The organism is Nostoc sp. PCC 9305 (assembly GCF_963920915.1).
GTDB lineage: Bacteria > Cyanobacteriota > Cyanobacteriia > Cyanobacteriales > Nostocaceae > Nostoc.
In genome coordinates this window covers 14,665-31,495 of the sequence record NZ_CAWUDN010000022.1, presented here as the reverse complement: position 1 = coordinate 31,495, position 16,831 = coordinate 14,665, and the positions used below count along the sequence as shown (strand labels likewise).

Sequence of the window (16,831 nt, the reverse complement as noted above, 5' to 3'; positions counted from 1 at the left end):
AACTAGGAATTATGCAACCATCTGCTGTAGCTAACACAACCAATTTGACAGCATCTCCTAGCCAGTTTTACAGTTGGCAGAATTATCGTTGTGCCTACGAAGTTCATCAACCAATTAATACAACATCTGAGGGCATTCCCTTACTGTTAATTCATCCAATTGGCGTAGGATTGTCGCGGCGATTTTGGCAGCGATTTTGTCGCGAGTGGTATAGTACAGGTCAGCGTAATTTAATTTACAACCCTGATTTGCTAGGATGTGGTGAAAGTGAAATGCCCCGTATAGCTTACACTCCTAGTGATTGGGCAGAACAGTTGCAATCCTTTTTACAAAAAGTAGTCCAGGAACCTGTTATTCTAGTAGTACAAGGTGCTTTATTGCCAGTTGCTATCCAACTAGTCCAAAAGGAATCAAACTTAATTGCCGGACTGGTACTTTCTGGGCCGCCAACGTGGGCTTTGATGACAACTAAACCACCAGAATGGCAGGAGAAATTCCTTTGGAATGTGTTAGATTCGCCTTTTGGTAGTGCTTTTTATCAGTATGCACGCACCCCAAAATTTTTACGTTCTTTTTCGATTCGCCAACTTTTTGCTTCTGAAACTGCTGTGGATGCAGAGTGGTTAAATACATTGCTTGCAGGTGCAGAAAATCTTGCTAGTCGCCATGCAGTGTTTTCTTTTTTAGCAGGGTTTTGGCGAGATGATTATACTAGTTTTATAGCCTCGATTCAGCAACCAACATTAGCAGTTATGGGCGAAACTGCATCGAGTATTAGCCAAGACAATAAAAAAGAAACGCCAGATGAACGCTTGGCTCACTATCTTGCTTGTTTGCCTGAAAGTCGAGGTGTAAAAATAAATGGGCGTAATGTTTTACCCTATGAATCAACCACTGAATTTGTAGCAGCGATCGCTCCATTCATGAATGAAGTTTCTTAGACGATTGATAGTTACATTGTACCAGCTCTCCCATGATAGGTTATGACTGGAATTGATTACTAAAGGCAAGCAAAATTATGTTACCCAATCATCGAGGACAAAGAGTACCCAATGTCACTTTTCATACTCGCAAGGACAACCAGTGGGTAGATGTGACAACCGATGAGCTATTTGCTAATAAGACAGTAGTAGTCTTCTCTTTACCGGGTGCTTATACTCCGACTTGTTCATCCACTCATCTCCCTGGATACAACGAATTGGCTCCGGTTTTCAAACAAAATGGTGTCGATGACATTATCTGTATTTCTGTTAATGATGCCTTTGTGATGAACGAATGGGCAAAGGATCAAGAGGCAGAAAATATCACACTAATTCCTGATGGCAATGGTGAATTTACTGAAGGCATGGGTCTATTGGTAGATAAATCAGACCTGGGGTTTGGGAAGCGATCGTGGCGCTATTCTATGCTGGTGAGAGATGGTGTAATTAACCAAATGTTTATTGAACCAGAGGAGCCTGGAGATCCCTTTAAGGTATCGGATGCTGAGACAATGCTCAGATACATCAACCCCCAAGCAGTAAAGCCCGAAGTAGTTTCCCTGTTTGCAAAAGTGGGTTGTCCCTTCTGTGCCCGTGCTAAGGCAATGCTCAAGGAACATGGCATCAACTACGAAGAAATTACCCTGGGTAAGGATATCACCACACGATCGCTAAAAGCAGTTGCAGGTGCGACAACAGTTCCCCAAGTATTTATCGATGGTAAATTAATTGGTGGTTCTGAGGCATTAGAAGCCTACTTCGCCGCTAAATAGGGTTGAGTAGGGTTGCAATACTGCATAGGTTTTGCCTAAAAAAAGAAATTTGTAGGTTGGGGAGCCACTGCGTTGGACGGGTTCCCCGGCTTAAAGCAAGTGGCGTTTGAGGAACGAAACCCAACATTTAGTAGGGTTTGTTGGGTTTCGCTATTGCTCAACCCAACCTACGAATATTTTTAAACCGAGCGGTATTAAGTAGAGTTGCACAGCCATCAATTGTGTCAACTTCAGGTGAAAGTTATGATATTTTTGACCGCAGCCTGATTTGTGAGAATTGAAAGCCACAGATTCCCGACTTCGTAAAAGTTGTCGGGGATTTTGTTTTTCGTCAGCATTTAACAAATCTTCAGATGGGTAGATGTATTTTTATCCAGCTATTCACTAACGATCGGATAAAATTGATGCGGATTGAATTTACATTTATTTAAAATACAATATGTTTACCAGAATTCGTCGTCTTTTGAGCCAATTTTTCAGCAGAACAAGAACAATCAACAACGAACCACTAAATAAAGTCAGTTTAATTGTCATTATTATAATTGATATTTTTATCTTGATTAATGTTTTTACCGGACTCGATGATATTAGTAGATGGCATATCAGTCCGACTGAAGCTTATCCATGTTATTCAGAGTGGCAAAATTACCGGGCGAAAACCACTAAAGATAAAGACTATGAAATTGTTAGCCTTTCATTGTCTTCTTACACAAACAATCAATATAGTTTTCGGCGAAACTATCAACAAGCCGAAACAGGACATCTGGGTAAGGTTTCTCAAACGTGCTTGCAATATGCCGATTACAAAGATAAGATTAACAATCCTGAAAAGCAGCAAATCATTAGAAATATCGCTCAAAAACAAGCGAAAACCAGTAGGCTTGAACAAACCAATAGCACTATTCAATCTCAGTATGACTCAACGCTATTAGAAAAAATTGCCGGTCAAGGTCGCGAACAATCAATTAATCAAGTCAGTGCTGAAAAAGCTAAACAGACATTAGAAGAAAATAATCGTCAAGTTTCTACTCTGAAACAAGAAATTTCTACTCTGAAAAATGAACTGCTTGCCAAACCTGAAAGCATTAGTTTTATAACATTTATTAAAGATGACAACCGATTCCAAGAAGTTGACAAAGGCTATCATCAAGCATCATTTTGGTATCCCAGTATTCAGCTTGGTTTTCAGTCTCTCTTTCTTTTACCACTAATTCTCATTGCTTTATTAGTTCAGAAATTTGCCGAAAGAAGAGGATATGGACTCGTCTCGCTAATTAGCTGGCATTTGCTAGTTATCTTTTTTATCCCATTAATCGTTAAAATATTTGAATTTCTGCAAATAGGTGCAATATTTAAATTTTTATTTGATATAGTTAGCGCCATTTTTGGTGGTTTACTTTTCCTGATAAATTATGTTTATATCTTGCTGATTCCAGTTATTGGTTTTGGAATCATCCAGTTTTTTCAAAAATTTGTCTTTAACGCTAAAGTCCAAGCAGCTAGCAGAGTTCAAAAATCAAGATGTGTCAATTGTGCCAAGAAAATTCGACATCTTGATACTTACTGCCCACACTGCGGTTATTATCAGTATATTGAATGCCATAACTGTCATAATCTTACTTATAAGCATTTGTCGTACTGTAAACATTGTGGAACTTCTCAAGTTTCCAGTAGTTTGTAATTCGTGAAGTCATCGATCGCCTTTTAAATTTAGACATGGAAAAAGAGAAACAAATCAATAAAGAGAGTCAATCGCCGCTTGATTTTCTCAAAAACCTGTTGATTGCTCGTTGGCGATCGCTCTTACTCCTTTTGATCGGAGTCTATTTACCTTTACAGATTTTTGAAATCCTGACAGTGAGGATATGGGAGAATCAAGCGGGCTTTCCGTGGGATGTACCGATTCTGTTAGCAGTTCATTCTACAGAAAACCCACAGTTAGATGTTTTAGCTGTCACCCTAGCTACAATTGGGTTGCCTGGGACGGCGATGCTGATTTTGGGTGCGATCGCACTAATATTATTACTTCAAAAACGCTGGCGATCGCTAGCTTATTTACTCACCGCCTCAGCAGGAAGCGTCATCATCAACCGCACAGCAAAGCAATTAATGCATCGAGTGCGTCCACAATTGTGGGAGTCCATTGCGCCTGAGTCTAGTTTTGCATTTCCCAGCGCTCATGCGATGACGAGTGTAACACTGGTAGCAATTTTGTTATTTTTAACTTGGGCTACCTCTTGGCGCTGGTTGGTTCTCATATTCGGCAGCTTATACATCATCGCGATCGCGTGGTGTCGTCTCTATCTAGGGGTTCATTTTCCTAGTGATATTCTCGCAGGTTGGATGGTTGCATTAGGTTGGACAATTGGTGTCAGTCTGATTATCAAACCGTATATAACTATAGCCAAATCCGTAGATGGCGAACGTCCTAAAGATGAAACTACCTTACTCCCTGAAGAAATAAAGTTGATAAATGAGGAGTAATATCAGCCCTCACCCTAAATCCCTCTCCCAACGGAGAGGGACTTTGAAATTGGTTTAACTCAGTCAGACGATTGATTTACCGTCAAAAATAGATTGTCAAACATTTATAGTTGACGTTGAAAAACAAAAAGCGCAGAAATAATAAAATTCTCCTGCTGCTGATTGCGATACTTTTCGGTCTACTGACTTTACCATTTAACCTCTTGGTGATAGAGTTATCCAATAATTCATATCTATTTAAAACAACAATCAACATAACAATGAAAACATTGCGGGCTTTAACGCCGATCGCGCTGGGTTTACTCACGCTTATGGTCGCGAGTTCTGTGAATGCTCAAGCGATAATCGATACTGTAGACAATGGTAATTTAAGTGTGACGGGGATGACACGAGGAAGCGGTTGCACTGTCCTTTTTAGCCCTCAAGGGGAGCTAGTTCAAAATGGTCGTTCCTGTAGTTCAAGAGAAATTGGTAAAGCTCAAACTGCGATCGATACCTATCTCCGGGAGCAAGGCGCACCTGAGCGCAACAGTGACGACTCAATGCGGCAAAGACTGACCTTAATCTGCTACGGTGAAGGTCGCAAACCAAGTATTGAAAGCCGCAACAGCTATGAATGGAACTCACGTCGTCATCGCTATGAACCGCAAAATCGTGTAGAGTCTTCGACAAACGAGTTCGATTCCGAGGTTCAAGTCGAGATTCGTAATATGCAGGGAAAAATTCATCTGGGCGGAAGGCTCATCCCGCCAATTAATTCAGGCGGTACTAATGGATGGTGGAACCTCAACGATCTCCGTGTAACACCTGAGCAAATCACGGGGAAATACCGGGTGAATGGGCTAAATCATCCGCGTGTTGAGATCGATCGACGCAGTGGACGGATTGCCATTAATGGGATTGAGGATTTCCGTGGTACTTGCGATTCAGGCGACTGGAGCAGTGGCAGAACTCGTTTCTAGTCTGGCTACTTTTTGTCTAAGTCCCAATAAGTAAGGCCAGTTCATCCTGACTTTTGCCAATGGCGGTAGAGATGCGGTAACTGTATTTGGGAATGCGGCGAATAACGCATCATCTAGAATTGATCGCGGTCTTTGACATTAGCTTTAGACACAATTCGCCTCTACCATCTCTGCTTTCGCGGCTACAGAGAAACCAAATGAAGCGATCGCGGTTGTGACTGCTAAAAGCAAATTTTGAAGCTTCATGTTAAAAATGTATCGCGATTATTCAGGAAAATAACGAATCAGAATTGGTAAGGCGATCGCGAAGTGCCACTGGAAGTTAGAGATAAGAAGCTTTTGCGTCATGTGTCATATTTGATCGCGCTGCATAGGATTAATTGCGATGATAAATTTTCTAGTTTTGATTGTCTAGTCCCGGATTTCTCGCAAAGTAAAGATGTCAGTAACGAGCTGAATCCTCAATGCTGGCTAACTTGACCCGAATTTCTTATAAGAGTGTGGGAAGATGTGGCAGGGGTGGGAGTGTGGGAGGGCGTGAAGAAAGTGCTTCTCCTCTCTCCCCACACTCCCTGGATTTCTCACTTGTGAGAAATCCAGGTTGAGACTCTCTAAATCAAGACATCGATTTTATTCGCCACCATCGCTGAAAATAATGTTGTCGCTACGAATCCAACCAATTACTCCCGATTTCGGGAATTTAACTTGACACCAGTTAAGCTTACTACCACGTCTATCTTTATCTTGAACGCATTGCAAGTTTTGGACGCGATCGCTACCTAAACCGTAACCCTTAGTAGATGAATTGATAGTTGGTCTTGTACGTAGGTTAATTCTTCTCGCTCGTCCTCCAGATAGCCTCACCCAATTAGTTCTAGCGATGATATAAGGTTGACTTAACTGATTTATAACAGAAGGATTTGAGGTTACAGAAACATCATTAATTCCTTGCACTCGTTTATTAGTTATATTTGCTTTCACTGGAAAAGTCGCAGTAATTGATGCTAAAGATAAAACAGTGGTAACAAGTAATGTTGTCAGTTTCATGATTTTTGTTCGCCTAAATGTTGACAAATTAAACCTTAACTAGCCTTGTCTTAGGGAACTCCAAAAAATAAATTATCCAATTTGTCTACTCAACTAGACTTCTTTCTTCCTTGTCCCCCTTGTCTTCCTTGTCCCTCTGCGATTGAATATTTTTTTACTTGGAAGTCCCTTAACGCATTATTTAGCAATGGCTACGCCCGCCGCAGGCATCGCTAAAGTTTTCGGCCGATTGTGCCTTAAACAAGGAATGCGGGTTTCAGCTTTCTCAGCTACCTTTTAATACATCCTCTCAGTTCCCTCTAAGGGACTTTCAATTAAAAAATATTCCATCGCTTTGAGGGCAGGGGGAAAGAAAGTCGTTTTAACGTTCGTGAAATGGGATAATTTATTTTCTACAAGTCTCTAAATTGGATTGTTTTTCCAGATAGCAACTACTTCTGACAATCTCCTGAACCCCCCGTGTAAACGATCGATTGGTAGCGTCCTTGGTCTGTTTGGATTGTTACACAGTAGTTGGTTTTGCCTTCTAGCCAGTAGCTGTAGCCCGAATCATCACTCTTGACCCATCGATAGCCCCGTTTTTTCACTGCGTTTTCTGCCTGTCCTGCCCTTGCCCCCACTAAATCGCGCAACCGAGAGACGGTAGTACCCGCTTCAGGCTGACGCCCAGCAGCAACCCTATCATTTCTGTTACCTGAGTCTTGTCGATTGGCAGATGTATCCCAATAGACAAAAATCGACTCATTGGCGAGACGATAAATCTGTCCTCGATCGCCAAGTCCAGATTGTCGATAGGCAGCATCACCATTTCGATCGCGATAATTGCCGGGTCGATTACCCGAAGGGAGCAGGTCATAGCTACGACCATTTTCCAGTTGAATGCTAACCGCACCCTGCCGTTGGGAAAAGGTACAGGAACCAGAGGATGTAGCGCGGTCTTCTCCTTTTGGGAATACATCGCAACGGGCATTCACGGTATCGGCTTTGACGGATACGGGAAAACTCAAAGAAGCGATCGCCAGTGCTACCGCTAAAAATAAATTTGAAGATTTGATCGTCATAAAACTCCTGAGTTATGACAAGGAAGAGGACATTTTATATCATCCTCTAAATGTGCATTTGCGAATTGATGTTTGTAAATTCTTCTTAATCAGTAGATCGAACAGTTCATTAGACATCTTCAGCAACGCCAAATTAAGTAGGACTTACGCACGGGTAACGGAAAACGAACCACAGAGGGCGCAGAGTTCACGGAGGAATGAGAGTTTGAGAGGGTTTTTGCGTAAGTCCTATTAAGAACAGCCTTCAACATATTCGACTTCTGGCAATTTACCCGCTCTGAACTCAGTGACAAGTTTACCATCAGTCTCAAAGACTAGACGATAGTTGCGATCGCCACGGTCTTTTGGGATGAAAGTTAGGTAATGTCCATTTTGGACGTATTTATGAGGTGTGACTTGAATTTGTCCTGGGTAAAGAGACTTGATTCGCGCTTCGGTGTCGCCAATTTTTGCACCTTTGAAGGTAGTAATCTGATTATTTTCCCGCACATCTACTCTAGAAATCCGACCTTTTGTCACCATGAACGAAAGATTTTTGGGTTCATTTTCTGGCTTAACATAATAGCAATTATTATTTGGTGAATCGCCCACTAGCTTAGTACCAGCAGCCTTTGCCGCTTGAGGGACAGTCATGCCAACTTGTACTGTGCCAATACCGTTGATAAACAGTTTTGACTGATTCGTTAGTTTTGCCTTTGCGACAACTGTGCTAATAGTCAAAGAAGAAACTGTCAGCATTATGGTGACAAAAGTCAAGAATTTAGTTTTGCTATTCATAATTGAATATTTTCCTCAGTTAAGTCGATAATTTCATCGAAGCAAAAGTTGCGGACTAAATTTGCCAATTTTTCTGCCAAAGCAGAATGAGTTTGGGGAATTTGTTCAATTAGTTGCAAAATCCTTTCAGCATCGACTTCTACGGCTGCCTGATTCAATTCTATTAGCCATTGGGCAGGCATAATGGTAATTGCAGAGCGAAGATCCAAGATGGAAGATTGAGTATTCTCTAGGTTTTTGTCTGTTGCATCTTCGCTGTTTTCTTCTGCACAGACATAACGTACTTGCAAATATTCAGCGATTTTTTCAAAAATCACTTGCTCTCGGAATGGCTTACGAACCAAGTCGTCACAACCTGCGGCTAAGATACTTGCCTGTTGTTCTTCAAAAGCACTGGCAGTTAGGGCAATAATTACGGTGCGGAGATTTGTGGTTGTATTTTTTTCCCTGTCTCTAATCTCTTTAGTAGCATCGTAGCCGTTCATGACAGGCATCCGCATATCCATCCAAATTAGGTGAGGTTGCCAGGTTTGCCAAATCGCGATCGCTTCTTGTCCATTAGTCGCAGCTTCGATTTCAAAACCAATGCTACCAAGAAGTTGGACTATGAGATCGCGGTTTTCTTTACGGTCATCTACTACGAGAATACGGTAAGCAGGTTGGTCTGCTGCCAGCTTCAGTACGCGTCCTTTATTTAATTTTGGTGCAGCTTTTAAAGCTGCGGCTAAATTCACTTGAATGTCAAAGCTAAAAGTAGATCCTTGTCCAAGGCTACTAGTTAAGTGAATATCGCCTCCCAGCAACCGCACAAATTGACGGCTGATAGTCAGTCCGAGTCCAGTTCCCTCCTTAGTTTGAATACCACTTGTTGTCTGGACAAAAGGCTGAAACAGGTTATTCATTTCTGCTGCTGCTATTCCCCGTCCAGTGTCCTCGACTTCAAAGTGTAAGGATTGGGGATTGGATACAAGAGGCAGAGGGGCAGAGGGGCAGAGGGGCAGAGGGGAAAGACTTACTGCAACTTCTCCCTTGCTCCCTTGCTCCCTTGCTCCCCTGCTCCCCTGCTCCCCTGCTCCCCTGCTCCCCTGCTCCCCACTCCCCAAGCTTACCCGCAACGTTACTCCCCCAGTCTGAGTAAACTTGACGGCGTTACCCAAAAGGTTTATGAGAACTTGGCGGAGTTTACCTTCATCTGTTTGGATGTAACGCGGGAGATTGGCAGCCATTTCAAATTTGAGAAACAATTGCTTCGCCTGTGTCCGCACTTTGAACATCTCTTGTAGTGTTTGCAACAACAGATAAAGGTCGAAGTCTTCAGGGTTGAAAATGATTTGTCCAGCTTCAATTTTGGACATTTCCAAGACATCGTTAATCAGGTTAAGCAAGTGTTCTCCACTGCGGTTAATGGTAGCTAATGATTCGCGCTGGTTTGAGTTGAGGCTAGTGTCTCGCTCCATTAATTGGGAAAAACCCAAAATCGCATTTAAAGGGGTGCGGAGTTCGTGACTCATATTAGCCAAAAAAGCACTTTTGGCTCGGTTGGCAGTTTCGGCGGCTTCTTTGGCAATTCTCAGCGCTTCTTCTGCCTGGTGTCTAGCTCGACCGATCGCAATTATTTCACCTACCAGTTTCAATAGATTAATATCTTCTTGGTTCCAGGTTTTTGAGTAGTGAATCATCGCTGCACCAACAAACCCAACCACTCTCCCAGCATGAACCATTGGTACAGCTAGTATAGATTGAAACGACATACTTTCAAAAAGTTTTCGCTCAGGTAAATGCGGCGGTAAATCTTCTACACAAGAGATTTGTCGATGCCTACCACGGAGAATTGGCTCGTAGAAATAGGGGAAAACTTCCACAGGCGAACCTCTGGCAATATCAATCAATGGTGCAACATCTTCGCCACACCATTCATGGATCAGGTTGAATTCACGTTTATCCTGGGAGCATTCAAAGATGCAACTGTGTTCGGCATCAATAAATTCAGCGATCGCTTGCAGTGTAAAATTAATTGCTGTTGCTAAATCTTGGTCAATAAATTGCCGAGAAACGCTGCTGATTAAACTTTCGGCTTGAGTCCGACGTTGCAAAGCTGCTTCTGCTTGTTTGCGATCGCTAATATCACGAGCTACACCCACAATCTGAAAATTACCTTGGGCATCTTGTGTGCGGACTGCATTAGAAGTTAGCCAAACCCAGCTCCCACTGCGATGTTTAGCGCGGTACTCAGTCCCCGAAATTCCCTCACCTGTTGCCAGAATACTTTGGGCGACTTCTTGACATTTGGGCACATCATCGGGATGAGTAAAGAATGCCAAGGAATTACCCTCCATTTCGCTGGGGGCAAATCCGGTAGTCTTCAAGATATTTGGAGAAATATAGTTGAATATCCCATCAGGAGTAATAATAAATAGCACATCGTTAACCTTTTCAACGATAGTGCGGAACTTTAACTCGCTTTGCTGTAGGGCTGCTTCTGCTTGTTTGCGTTCCAATTCAGCACCGGCACGGGCAGCAAAGATTTTAACAATCAGTTCCCGTCCCGGATCGGGTTTCATGGGTTTGACATCTATCACTGCGAGATGTCCAATGATTTCGCCGGATGAACTGGTGAGAGGAACGCCAAAAAAACTCTCGGCATTCATCTTCACTAAATCGGCATCTTCTGGGAAACTAGTTTGCACTGCTTGCGGGTAGTGACACATGTTCCCTCGCAAGGTGTGTTCGCAAGGAGTACCGTGCAAATCATATTCCAAGTTCTCCTTAATAGCCCCATTACACCAAAATGCCAAAGTGCGGACTCTCGTTTTTGGATCGTCATCAAACTCAGTCACTAAGGCATATTGAACCTGCAAGACTTCGGCAAGGTAACGAACGCAAGAATTGAAAAATTCATTGCCTGTTTTCGCTGCTGTACCCTCAACAATTAAGCGTAAAGCTTGTTCTTGCTGTTTGCGATCGCTAATATCTGTAAAAACAGAATCCAAACAGGATTCTTCGGCGTTGAGACGAAGTGATAACAGTACCCAAACAACAGATCCATCCAAGCGTCGCAGTGCTACTTCAAAATTGCGAACTTCGCCGGACTCTTCTAACTCTGCTAACATCTGCACCCGATCTTCTGGATTGACATATAAATCAGTTGTGAAATACTTGCCAATTAAGCCAGCAGCAGAGGTAAAACCTAATATCTCAGCACCACGTTGATTAGCATCGATAATCAATCCATCTTTTTGGCAGGTGCGAAAAATCCCCACCTGGGAATTTTCAAAGATGTTGCGGTATTTCATTTCACTACGACGCAAAGCTTCTTCTACTTGCTTGCGTTCTGTGATGTCACGTCCCACGCCGGCGATCGCAATTTCACCATTGGGAGTGTTAATTGTGGAAGTATTAAAGTTGAACCATCGCCAGCTACCATCTTGGTGTCGCAATCGCACTTCAATATTAGTCAGCTTTTCGCCAGTTATCGCCCTTTGTAAGGCAGTGGCGCTAATTGCTAAGTCTTCAGGTTTGGTAAACTCCACCACAGAATGACCTTCGATTTCCTCTAGGCTGTAGCCCATAAGTGCAGTCACATTCGGCGAGTGATAAGTAAAAATTCCCTCTGGTGAGAGGACAAATATCAGATCGTTGGCATTTTCAACAATGCTACGGAATTTTAACTCACTTTCCTGGAGGGCTGCTTCGGCGCGTTTGCGTTCTGTGGCATCAGTACCAACTGAAAGAATTTCGATTAAATTTCCTTGGGCATCTAAAATGGGTTTATTCGCCCAGACAATCCAGACGCGATCGCCATTTTTACATAAGTTCTCGTTTTCGTTAAATAGATAATTTTCTGGCTGCTGACAAATATCAACCATTAATGTCTGCAAATCGCGCCCAGAAGTTTCCGTTTCTGGAACAATTGTACCAATAACATTGCTTCCGATAATCTCATCTACATCGAAACCAAAAAGCCTTTGACCGTAGTCATTTAAAAATATAATGTCACCATTGCCATCCCAACGCAGAATGATACAGTTGGCTGTTTGCACCAAATCGCGGTACTGAGCTTCGCTTTGACGTAACGCTTCTTCGGTGCGTTTGCGAGCAGTAATATCCCGGACTATTGCTAAGATGTGTCGCTTGCCATTGTAAATGCAAGTCGTTCCTTTGACTTCCACATTTATTAAACTGCCATCTTTGCAGATATCAACTGCTTGTCCATAAAATTGCTCGCCACATCGTGTTTTATCGACAAACTCTAGAAAAACAGAATGTGAGTCTGGGTGAATATAACGAGATGGATGTAAAGTGAGAAATTCTTCATAAGAGTAACCGTGCATCTGACAAGCCGCTGGATTAACTTCGGCGACTTTTTCAGTCTCTATGTCAGTAATAAATAGTCCATCATTGATTGCTTCAAAAATACTGCGATATTGTAATTCACTTTGTCGCAGTGCTGCTTCTGCTCTTTGGCGTTGGGTGATGTCGCGGAAGCTCCACACTCTACCAATAATTTGTTCGCCGATGCGCTGAGGGCAAGAGTAGCGCTCAAACACTCTGCCATCTTCTAGTTCTAACCAGTCGTAACTAACTAATTCCGGCTGTGAATATAATTCTCGGACTCGTTGCAAAAACTCATCGGGGTCTTTTAGTTGATTTGCCAGATACGCTAGTCGCTGAGTACAATCTGGTTCCGTGAAAAGTTCTGGTGGAATTGACCACATTTCTAAGAACTTTTGGTTATAACTAGTAATATTACTTGAGCTATCGACTACTAATATACCGTCTTGAATCGATTCAAAGATAGCGCTTAACAAAGATAGAGAATTTTCTAAAGCTACTTGGGTTTGTTTGCGTTCGCTAAGATCCCGCCCTAAAACCACCAGAGCTTTGCGTCTACCATCCTGGTGAAATAGGGGAGCTTTAATCATATCTAAACTGCTCACTGTCCCATCAGGGCGAGGAACAGCTTCTTCTACCCGATGCACATATCCCAATTGCCAAGCTTGTTCATCTGTTTTATCGCAGTTGAGCAAAGCATCGCGATAAAAATTGCTAAATTCCGCCAGTTCTGAATCTGTTTTGCCTTGATAATCAACGCCTTGTAGCTCTAAAAATTCTAGGTTAGCCTGGTTTGACAGCAGCCATTTTCCCTCGCTGTCTTTTAAACAGATAATATCGGGTGTAGCGTTAATTAATGTCTGCAATCGCTCCTCAATCTCTTGCAAGGATTCTTGAGTTCGTTGAGTCAATGTGATATCCCGAATCACCAGTATTGCACAGCGATCGCCAGTCATTCCGGTACAGCTACCAGAAATTTGTAGTGTTATTTGCTCATCTTGCTGCAACTGATAATTTTTTGTTTCATAATCTCCATTGAGTATCTGCACATCAGGATAGCAAGGCAAAGCAACTGGTTGTCCTAATTGTGTGAGTGGTAGCAAGTCAGTTAACTTCGCACCGCAGACAGTAGCGTGAGATTGGTTTACCAGAGACTCAAAGCGAGAATTGCACCATTGAATGAGTCGATCTTCTCCTACCCAGACTACAGCATCAGCGATCGCACCCAGTGTTACTTCCATTTTGTTCACAGTGGCTTGCAATTGCTTTACCTGCTCTAGCTGTTGTGTACTCATCAACAATTCCTCTTAAATAACTCGTAATTCGTAATTATCATGAATTAGGTACTATACAAATTAATGATAATGTGGTATATATCGCACTAATAAATCTGTATAGTGATTGTATCGTTAGTCCCTGACTGAAATATTCGACTACAGCAAAACTACATATTATCTTCAAAATTTTACCTAAGTAGGGATAATATTATGTCCGCTTGATTACTTATTAAACCCGAATCACCGCACCCCCAACCCCTCCCCGCAGGCGGCTACGGTGTATACACAAGTCTTTGAGAGTTGCCTCACAGCGTTTAGATCCCCCCTAACCCCCCTTAAAAAAGGGGGAACCAGAGTCAAAGTCCCCCTTTTCAAGGGGGATTTAGGGGGATCTTCAACGATTTTGGTTTTATACAAAGCAGGACTTACGCAAAATACCTCTCAAACTCTTATTCCTCCGTGTTCTCTGTGCCTCTGTGGTTCGATTTTCCGTTACCTGTGCGTAAGTCCTACAAAGATGTGTGTACACCGTAGCCGCAGGCGGGGAGGGGAGACAAAGCACAGCTTTGGCGGGGTGGGGTTCTTTTATTATGGGTAATTTGGCAGACATGATATAAGCCCTAGCAACGCCCAACGCCAAATCAACAAATGCGATCGCCGAAATAAATAAAACCCTTGCAGTATGGTAATTACGAATAACGCCCAGCGGCTACTTGGTATAAAGATTGTATCGTTAGCCCATCATTGGGGTATTCAGCTACGGTGAAATTACATATTACCTGAAAGCGATCGCCATTGAAGGCTGGGAATATTTGCTGGCGGAGAGTAGTTAAAATCTCACTGAGGCGATGGTTTACTTCTGTTTTTGTTAACCCAGAAACTCCCACGACAAATTCACCATTACCCCAATAACCTAGCACTTCACCACTGCAAAATACCGATTGGAATAAACGACTCCATCTTTGCAATACCTGGTTTCCAACTTGATGACCATACTTAATATTAATTTGATGAAAATCAGTCACACTTAAAATTATCAAGCAAACAGATTGCTGATTTTTCTCAGCTTGAGCAATTAGGTGTTGCAAGTCGCGGTTAGACTGAAACTGATTTGCTAGTCCGGTTAAAGGATCTTTAGTAGAAAGCGATTGTAGTAAACGGCTACGTTCTAAGCGATGGGTAATGCGTGCCAACAGTTCTGCACCCACAACAGGTTTAATCACATAATCATCTGCCCCAACAGCAAACACTTGTTGCACAGTTTCCATCTCTCGGTGAGCAGTCAGAAACACAATCGGTAATTCCTGCCATTGGGGATCGGTACGAACTGCTCGGCAAAGTTCGATACCATTTATATGAGGCATTTCCACATCCAAAATCAACAAATCCGGTTTAGTAGATTGCAATACTTCCCAGAAACGTAACGGATTTTCTAATCCTGTCATCCGCATACCCCACGGCTCTAACATTGGGCGCAGTGCTGCTAAAATTAGTGGGTCGTCATCTACTGCCAGTATATTTACCCGCAAAGAGCGAGTACGTTGTAATATTTGGGATGAAACATCCCAAACTTGAGCAGCTGTTACAGGCTTGACCAAAAAACCCCGTGCCCCATACTGAGCCAAAGTTACGCGTTCTACTAACTCATCAGTTGCAGCCAGCACCAGAACGGGTACGGGTGGAGTACGCGTTGCTAAGTCCGAAAGTAGTGCCAAACTTTCTTTACGCCAGCCGATATCATCTATATTTAGCACTACTAAATCTGGAGATGTGGTTTGGAGAAAGTTTTTTGCATCCTCTAAGTTGCTGATTTGCTGCCAGCATATTCCCATGCACTCAACCAGTTGTTGCAACTGAGAACCTAGTTGCAGATTCGGGTCAATTAATATCAATCGGCTACTAATTTCGGGTGCGATCGCAGTAGAAGTTTGGTAATCTACATTTTGCCCCATCAGGTTGATGATGTTACCCAAATCTTCAATCAGCCCCAGCAATTGCCGCTTTTCACTTACTGACAAATCGCCATCTTTCCCTAAAATCTGTTCAATTTCCCGCGCTAGCAGAGTGCCATTGTCTTGCTCAAACATTCCCAACACACCAGCTAGTTTGTGCGCCTCTCGTTCTCCCGATTTACGTAACTCCCCAGTCAGCGTTTTACCAGATAGTGCTGCCGCCAATTCTTGCAGTACCGTCAACCGCTGCACCATCAACCCCTGATATTGCTTCCACAAGCCACCCATCGCTTGCTGAAACTGCTGTTCAACATCACGATTAAGAATTCGAGATTTTTCTTCCTCCCCCTGCTCCCCTGCTCCCCTGCCCCTCTGCTCCCCTGCCCCTCTGCTCCCCTGCTCCCCTCTTCCCGCAACAGGATTCAGCCGATATCCCAAACCATAAACATTTTCAATCCAGTCTACTGCTCCGGCTGCTTTCAACTTTTGTCGTAAGTATTTGATGTGCGATTTTACAGTCTCCTCTTGGGGTGGATCGTCAAAAGTCCACAAATGTTCAATGATATCCCCCCGACTAAAAACACGCGATGGATTCCGTAAAAATAGCTCCAGCAAACTATATTCTTTAGCTGTTAATTCCAGCAGTTTGTTATTATATGTGACTTCGCAACTACTGGGATCTAGCCGTAGCGCGCCTACTTCCACTATAGGAGTACAGGGGCGATCGCCTCGACGGATCAACGCTCGTATCCGTGCTTGCAGTTCTTCCAAGTCTAAAGGTTTGATCAGATAATCGTCTGCACCTGCATCAAGTCCCTGAATCCGCTCTCTACTACCATCTTTCGCCGTCATCAAGAGAATCGGAGTGAAGCAACCACCAGAACGCAATCGCTGACACAATGTAATTCCGTCTAGTTTTGGTAATCCTACATCTATTAGTAACAGGTCATAGTTCGTACTTTGCGTGTATTCCCAACCCATTTGTCCGTCTTGTACGACATCAACAACATAGTGTTGCTTAGTCAGAGACTTCAACAAGACACTTGCTAAAATTTCTTCATCTTCGATTAGCAAGATTCTCATACACCCGTCCAAAATATAATTTGCTACTTCACCCAAAAAAATAGTACAGTAGGTGGCTATTTTTCTACAAGAAAAAAATATAAGAATTTAGCAAGTCTTCTTA

General features: G+C 42.8%; 11 protein-coding genes. 5 read left to right on the top strand and 6 right to left on the bottom strand.

Translation table 11 applies throughout. The features are described 5' to 3' along the window. Positions 1 to 11: 11 nt before the first annotated feature. Positions 12 to 941, top strand: coding sequence for an alpha/beta fold hydrolase (locus ACM0OX_RS10600; protein ID WP_414514839.1), 930 nt, complete (start codon positions 12 to 14; stop codon positions 939 to 941). A 77-nt stretch (positions 942 to 1,018) separates the two neighbouring features. Beyond that, positions 1,019 to 1,753: a glutathione peroxidase gene (locus tag ACM0OX_RS10595; protein ID WP_414514838.1), complete on the top strand. Its 735-nt coding sequence runs from the start codon at positions 1,019 to 1,021 to the stop codon at positions 1,751 to 1,753. Between the two features lie 150 nt (positions 1,754 to 1,903). Here the strand turns inward: ACM0OX_RS10595 and ACM0OX_RS10590 are convergent, their stop codons facing one another. Further along, positions 1,904 to 2,098 carry a hypothetical protein gene (locus tag ACM0OX_RS10590; RefSeq protein ID WP_414514837.1) on the bottom strand — a complete coding sequence of 65 codons (195 nt, stop codon included), beginning with the start codon at positions 2,096 to 2,098 and terminating at the stop codon, positions 1,904 to 1,906. Positions 2,099 to 2,192: 94 nt separating this feature from the next. Between ACM0OX_RS10590 and ACM0OX_RS10585 the strand changes: the two genes are divergently transcribed. From ACM0OX_RS10585 to ACM0OX_RS10575, 3 genes are all read left to right on the top strand, one after another. Beyond that, positions 2,193 to 3,434, top strand: a complete 1,242-nt coding sequence (locus tag ACM0OX_RS10585; RefSeq protein ID WP_414514836.1) for a hypothetical protein — start codon at positions 2,193 to 2,195, stop codon at positions 3,432 to 3,434. 35 nt (positions 3,435 to 3,469) lie between these two features. Beyond that, complete coding sequence (locus tag ACM0OX_RS10580; protein WP_414514835.1) at positions 3,470 to 4,237, top strand: phosphatase PAP2 family protein; 768 nt, start codon at positions 3,470 to 3,472, stop codon at positions 4,235 to 4,237. 260 nt (positions 4,238 to 4,497) lie between these two features. Continuing rightward, positions 4,498 to 5,199: a hypothetical protein gene (locus ACM0OX_RS10575; protein WP_414514834.1), complete on the top strand. Its 702-nt coding sequence runs from the start codon at positions 4,498 to 4,500 to the stop codon at positions 5,197 to 5,199. Between the two features lie 630 nt (positions 5,200 to 5,829). Here the strand turns inward: ACM0OX_RS10575 and ACM0OX_RS10570 are convergent. The 5 genes from ACM0OX_RS10570 to ACM0OX_RS10550 all read right to left on the bottom strand — a co-directional run bounded on the left by ACM0OX_RS10570 (position 5,830) and on the right by ACM0OX_RS10550 (position 16,728). Beyond that, positions 5,830 to 6,246 (bottom strand): hypothetical protein, encoded by a 417-nt coding sequence (locus ACM0OX_RS10570; protein WP_414514833.1) that lies wholly within the window; start codon positions 6,244 to 6,246, stop codon positions 5,830 to 5,832. Between the two features lie 431 nt (positions 6,247 to 6,677). After that, on the bottom strand, positions 6,678 to 7,307 hold the full coding sequence (locus tag ACM0OX_RS10565) for a hypothetical protein (protein ID WP_414514832.1): 630 nt from the start codon (positions 7,305 to 7,307) through the stop codon (positions 6,678 to 6,680). Between the two features lie 231 nt (positions 7,308 to 7,538). Further along, on the bottom strand, positions 7,539 to 8,084 hold the full coding sequence (locus ACM0OX_RS10560; protein ID WP_414514831.1) for a hypothetical protein: 546 nt from the start codon (positions 8,082 to 8,084) through the stop codon (positions 7,539 to 7,541). Next, positions 8,081 to 13,711 carry a PAS domain S-box protein gene (locus tag ACM0OX_RS10555; RefSeq protein WP_414514830.1) on the bottom strand — a complete coding sequence of 1,877 codons (5,631 nt, stop codon included), beginning with the start codon at positions 13,709 to 13,711 and terminating at the stop codon, positions 8,081 to 8,083. The genes ACM0OX_RS10560 and ACM0OX_RS10555 overlap by 4 nt, the downstream gene beginning before the upstream one ends. A gap of 671 nt (positions 13,712 to 14,382) precedes the next feature. Beyond that, a complete protein-coding gene (locus ACM0OX_RS10550) occupies positions 14,383 to 16,728 on the bottom strand; it encodes a response regulator (protein WP_414514829.1) in 2,346 nt (781 codons plus the stop codon). Positions 16,729 to 16,831: the final 103 nt, after the last annotated feature.

Coding starts and splice junctions, on each gene's coding strand:
- ACM0OX_RS10600 (WP_414514839.1), top strand. CDS start 12: ATGCAACCATCTGCTGTAGCTAACACAACCAATTTGACAGCATCTCCT.
- ACM0OX_RS10595 (WP_414514838.1), top strand. CDS start 1,019: ATGTTACCCAATCATCGAGGACAAAGAGTACCCAATGTCACTTTTCAT.
- ACM0OX_RS10585 (WP_414514836.1), top strand. CDS start 2,193: ATGTTTACCAGAATTCGTCGTCTTTTGAGCCAATTTTTCAGCAGAACA.
- ACM0OX_RS10580 (WP_414514835.1), top strand. CDS start 3,470: ATGGAAAAAGAGAAACAAATCAATAAAGAGAGTCAATCGCCGCTTGAT.
- ACM0OX_RS10575 (WP_414514834.1), top strand. CDS start 4,498: ATGAAAACATTGCGGGCTTTAACGCCGATCGCGCTGGGTTTACTCACG.
- ACM0OX_RS10570 (WP_414514833.1), bottom strand. CDS start 6,246: ATGAAACTGACAACATTACTTGTTACCACTGTTTTATCTTTAGCATCA.
- ACM0OX_RS10565 (WP_414514832.1), bottom strand. CDS start 7,307: ATGACGATCAAATCTTCAAATTTATTTTTAGCGGTAGCACTGGCGATC.
- ACM0OX_RS10560 (WP_414514831.1), bottom strand. CDS start 8,084: ATGAATAGCAAAACTAAATTCTTGACTTTTGTCACCATAATGCTGACA.
- ACM0OX_RS10555 (WP_414514830.1), bottom strand. CDS start 13,711: ATGAGTACACAACAGCTAGAGCAGGTAAAGCAATTGCAAGCCACTGTG.
- ACM0OX_RS10550 (WP_414514829.1), bottom strand. CDS start 16,728: ATGAGAATCTTGCTAATCGAAGATGAAGAAATTTTAGCAAGTGTCTTG.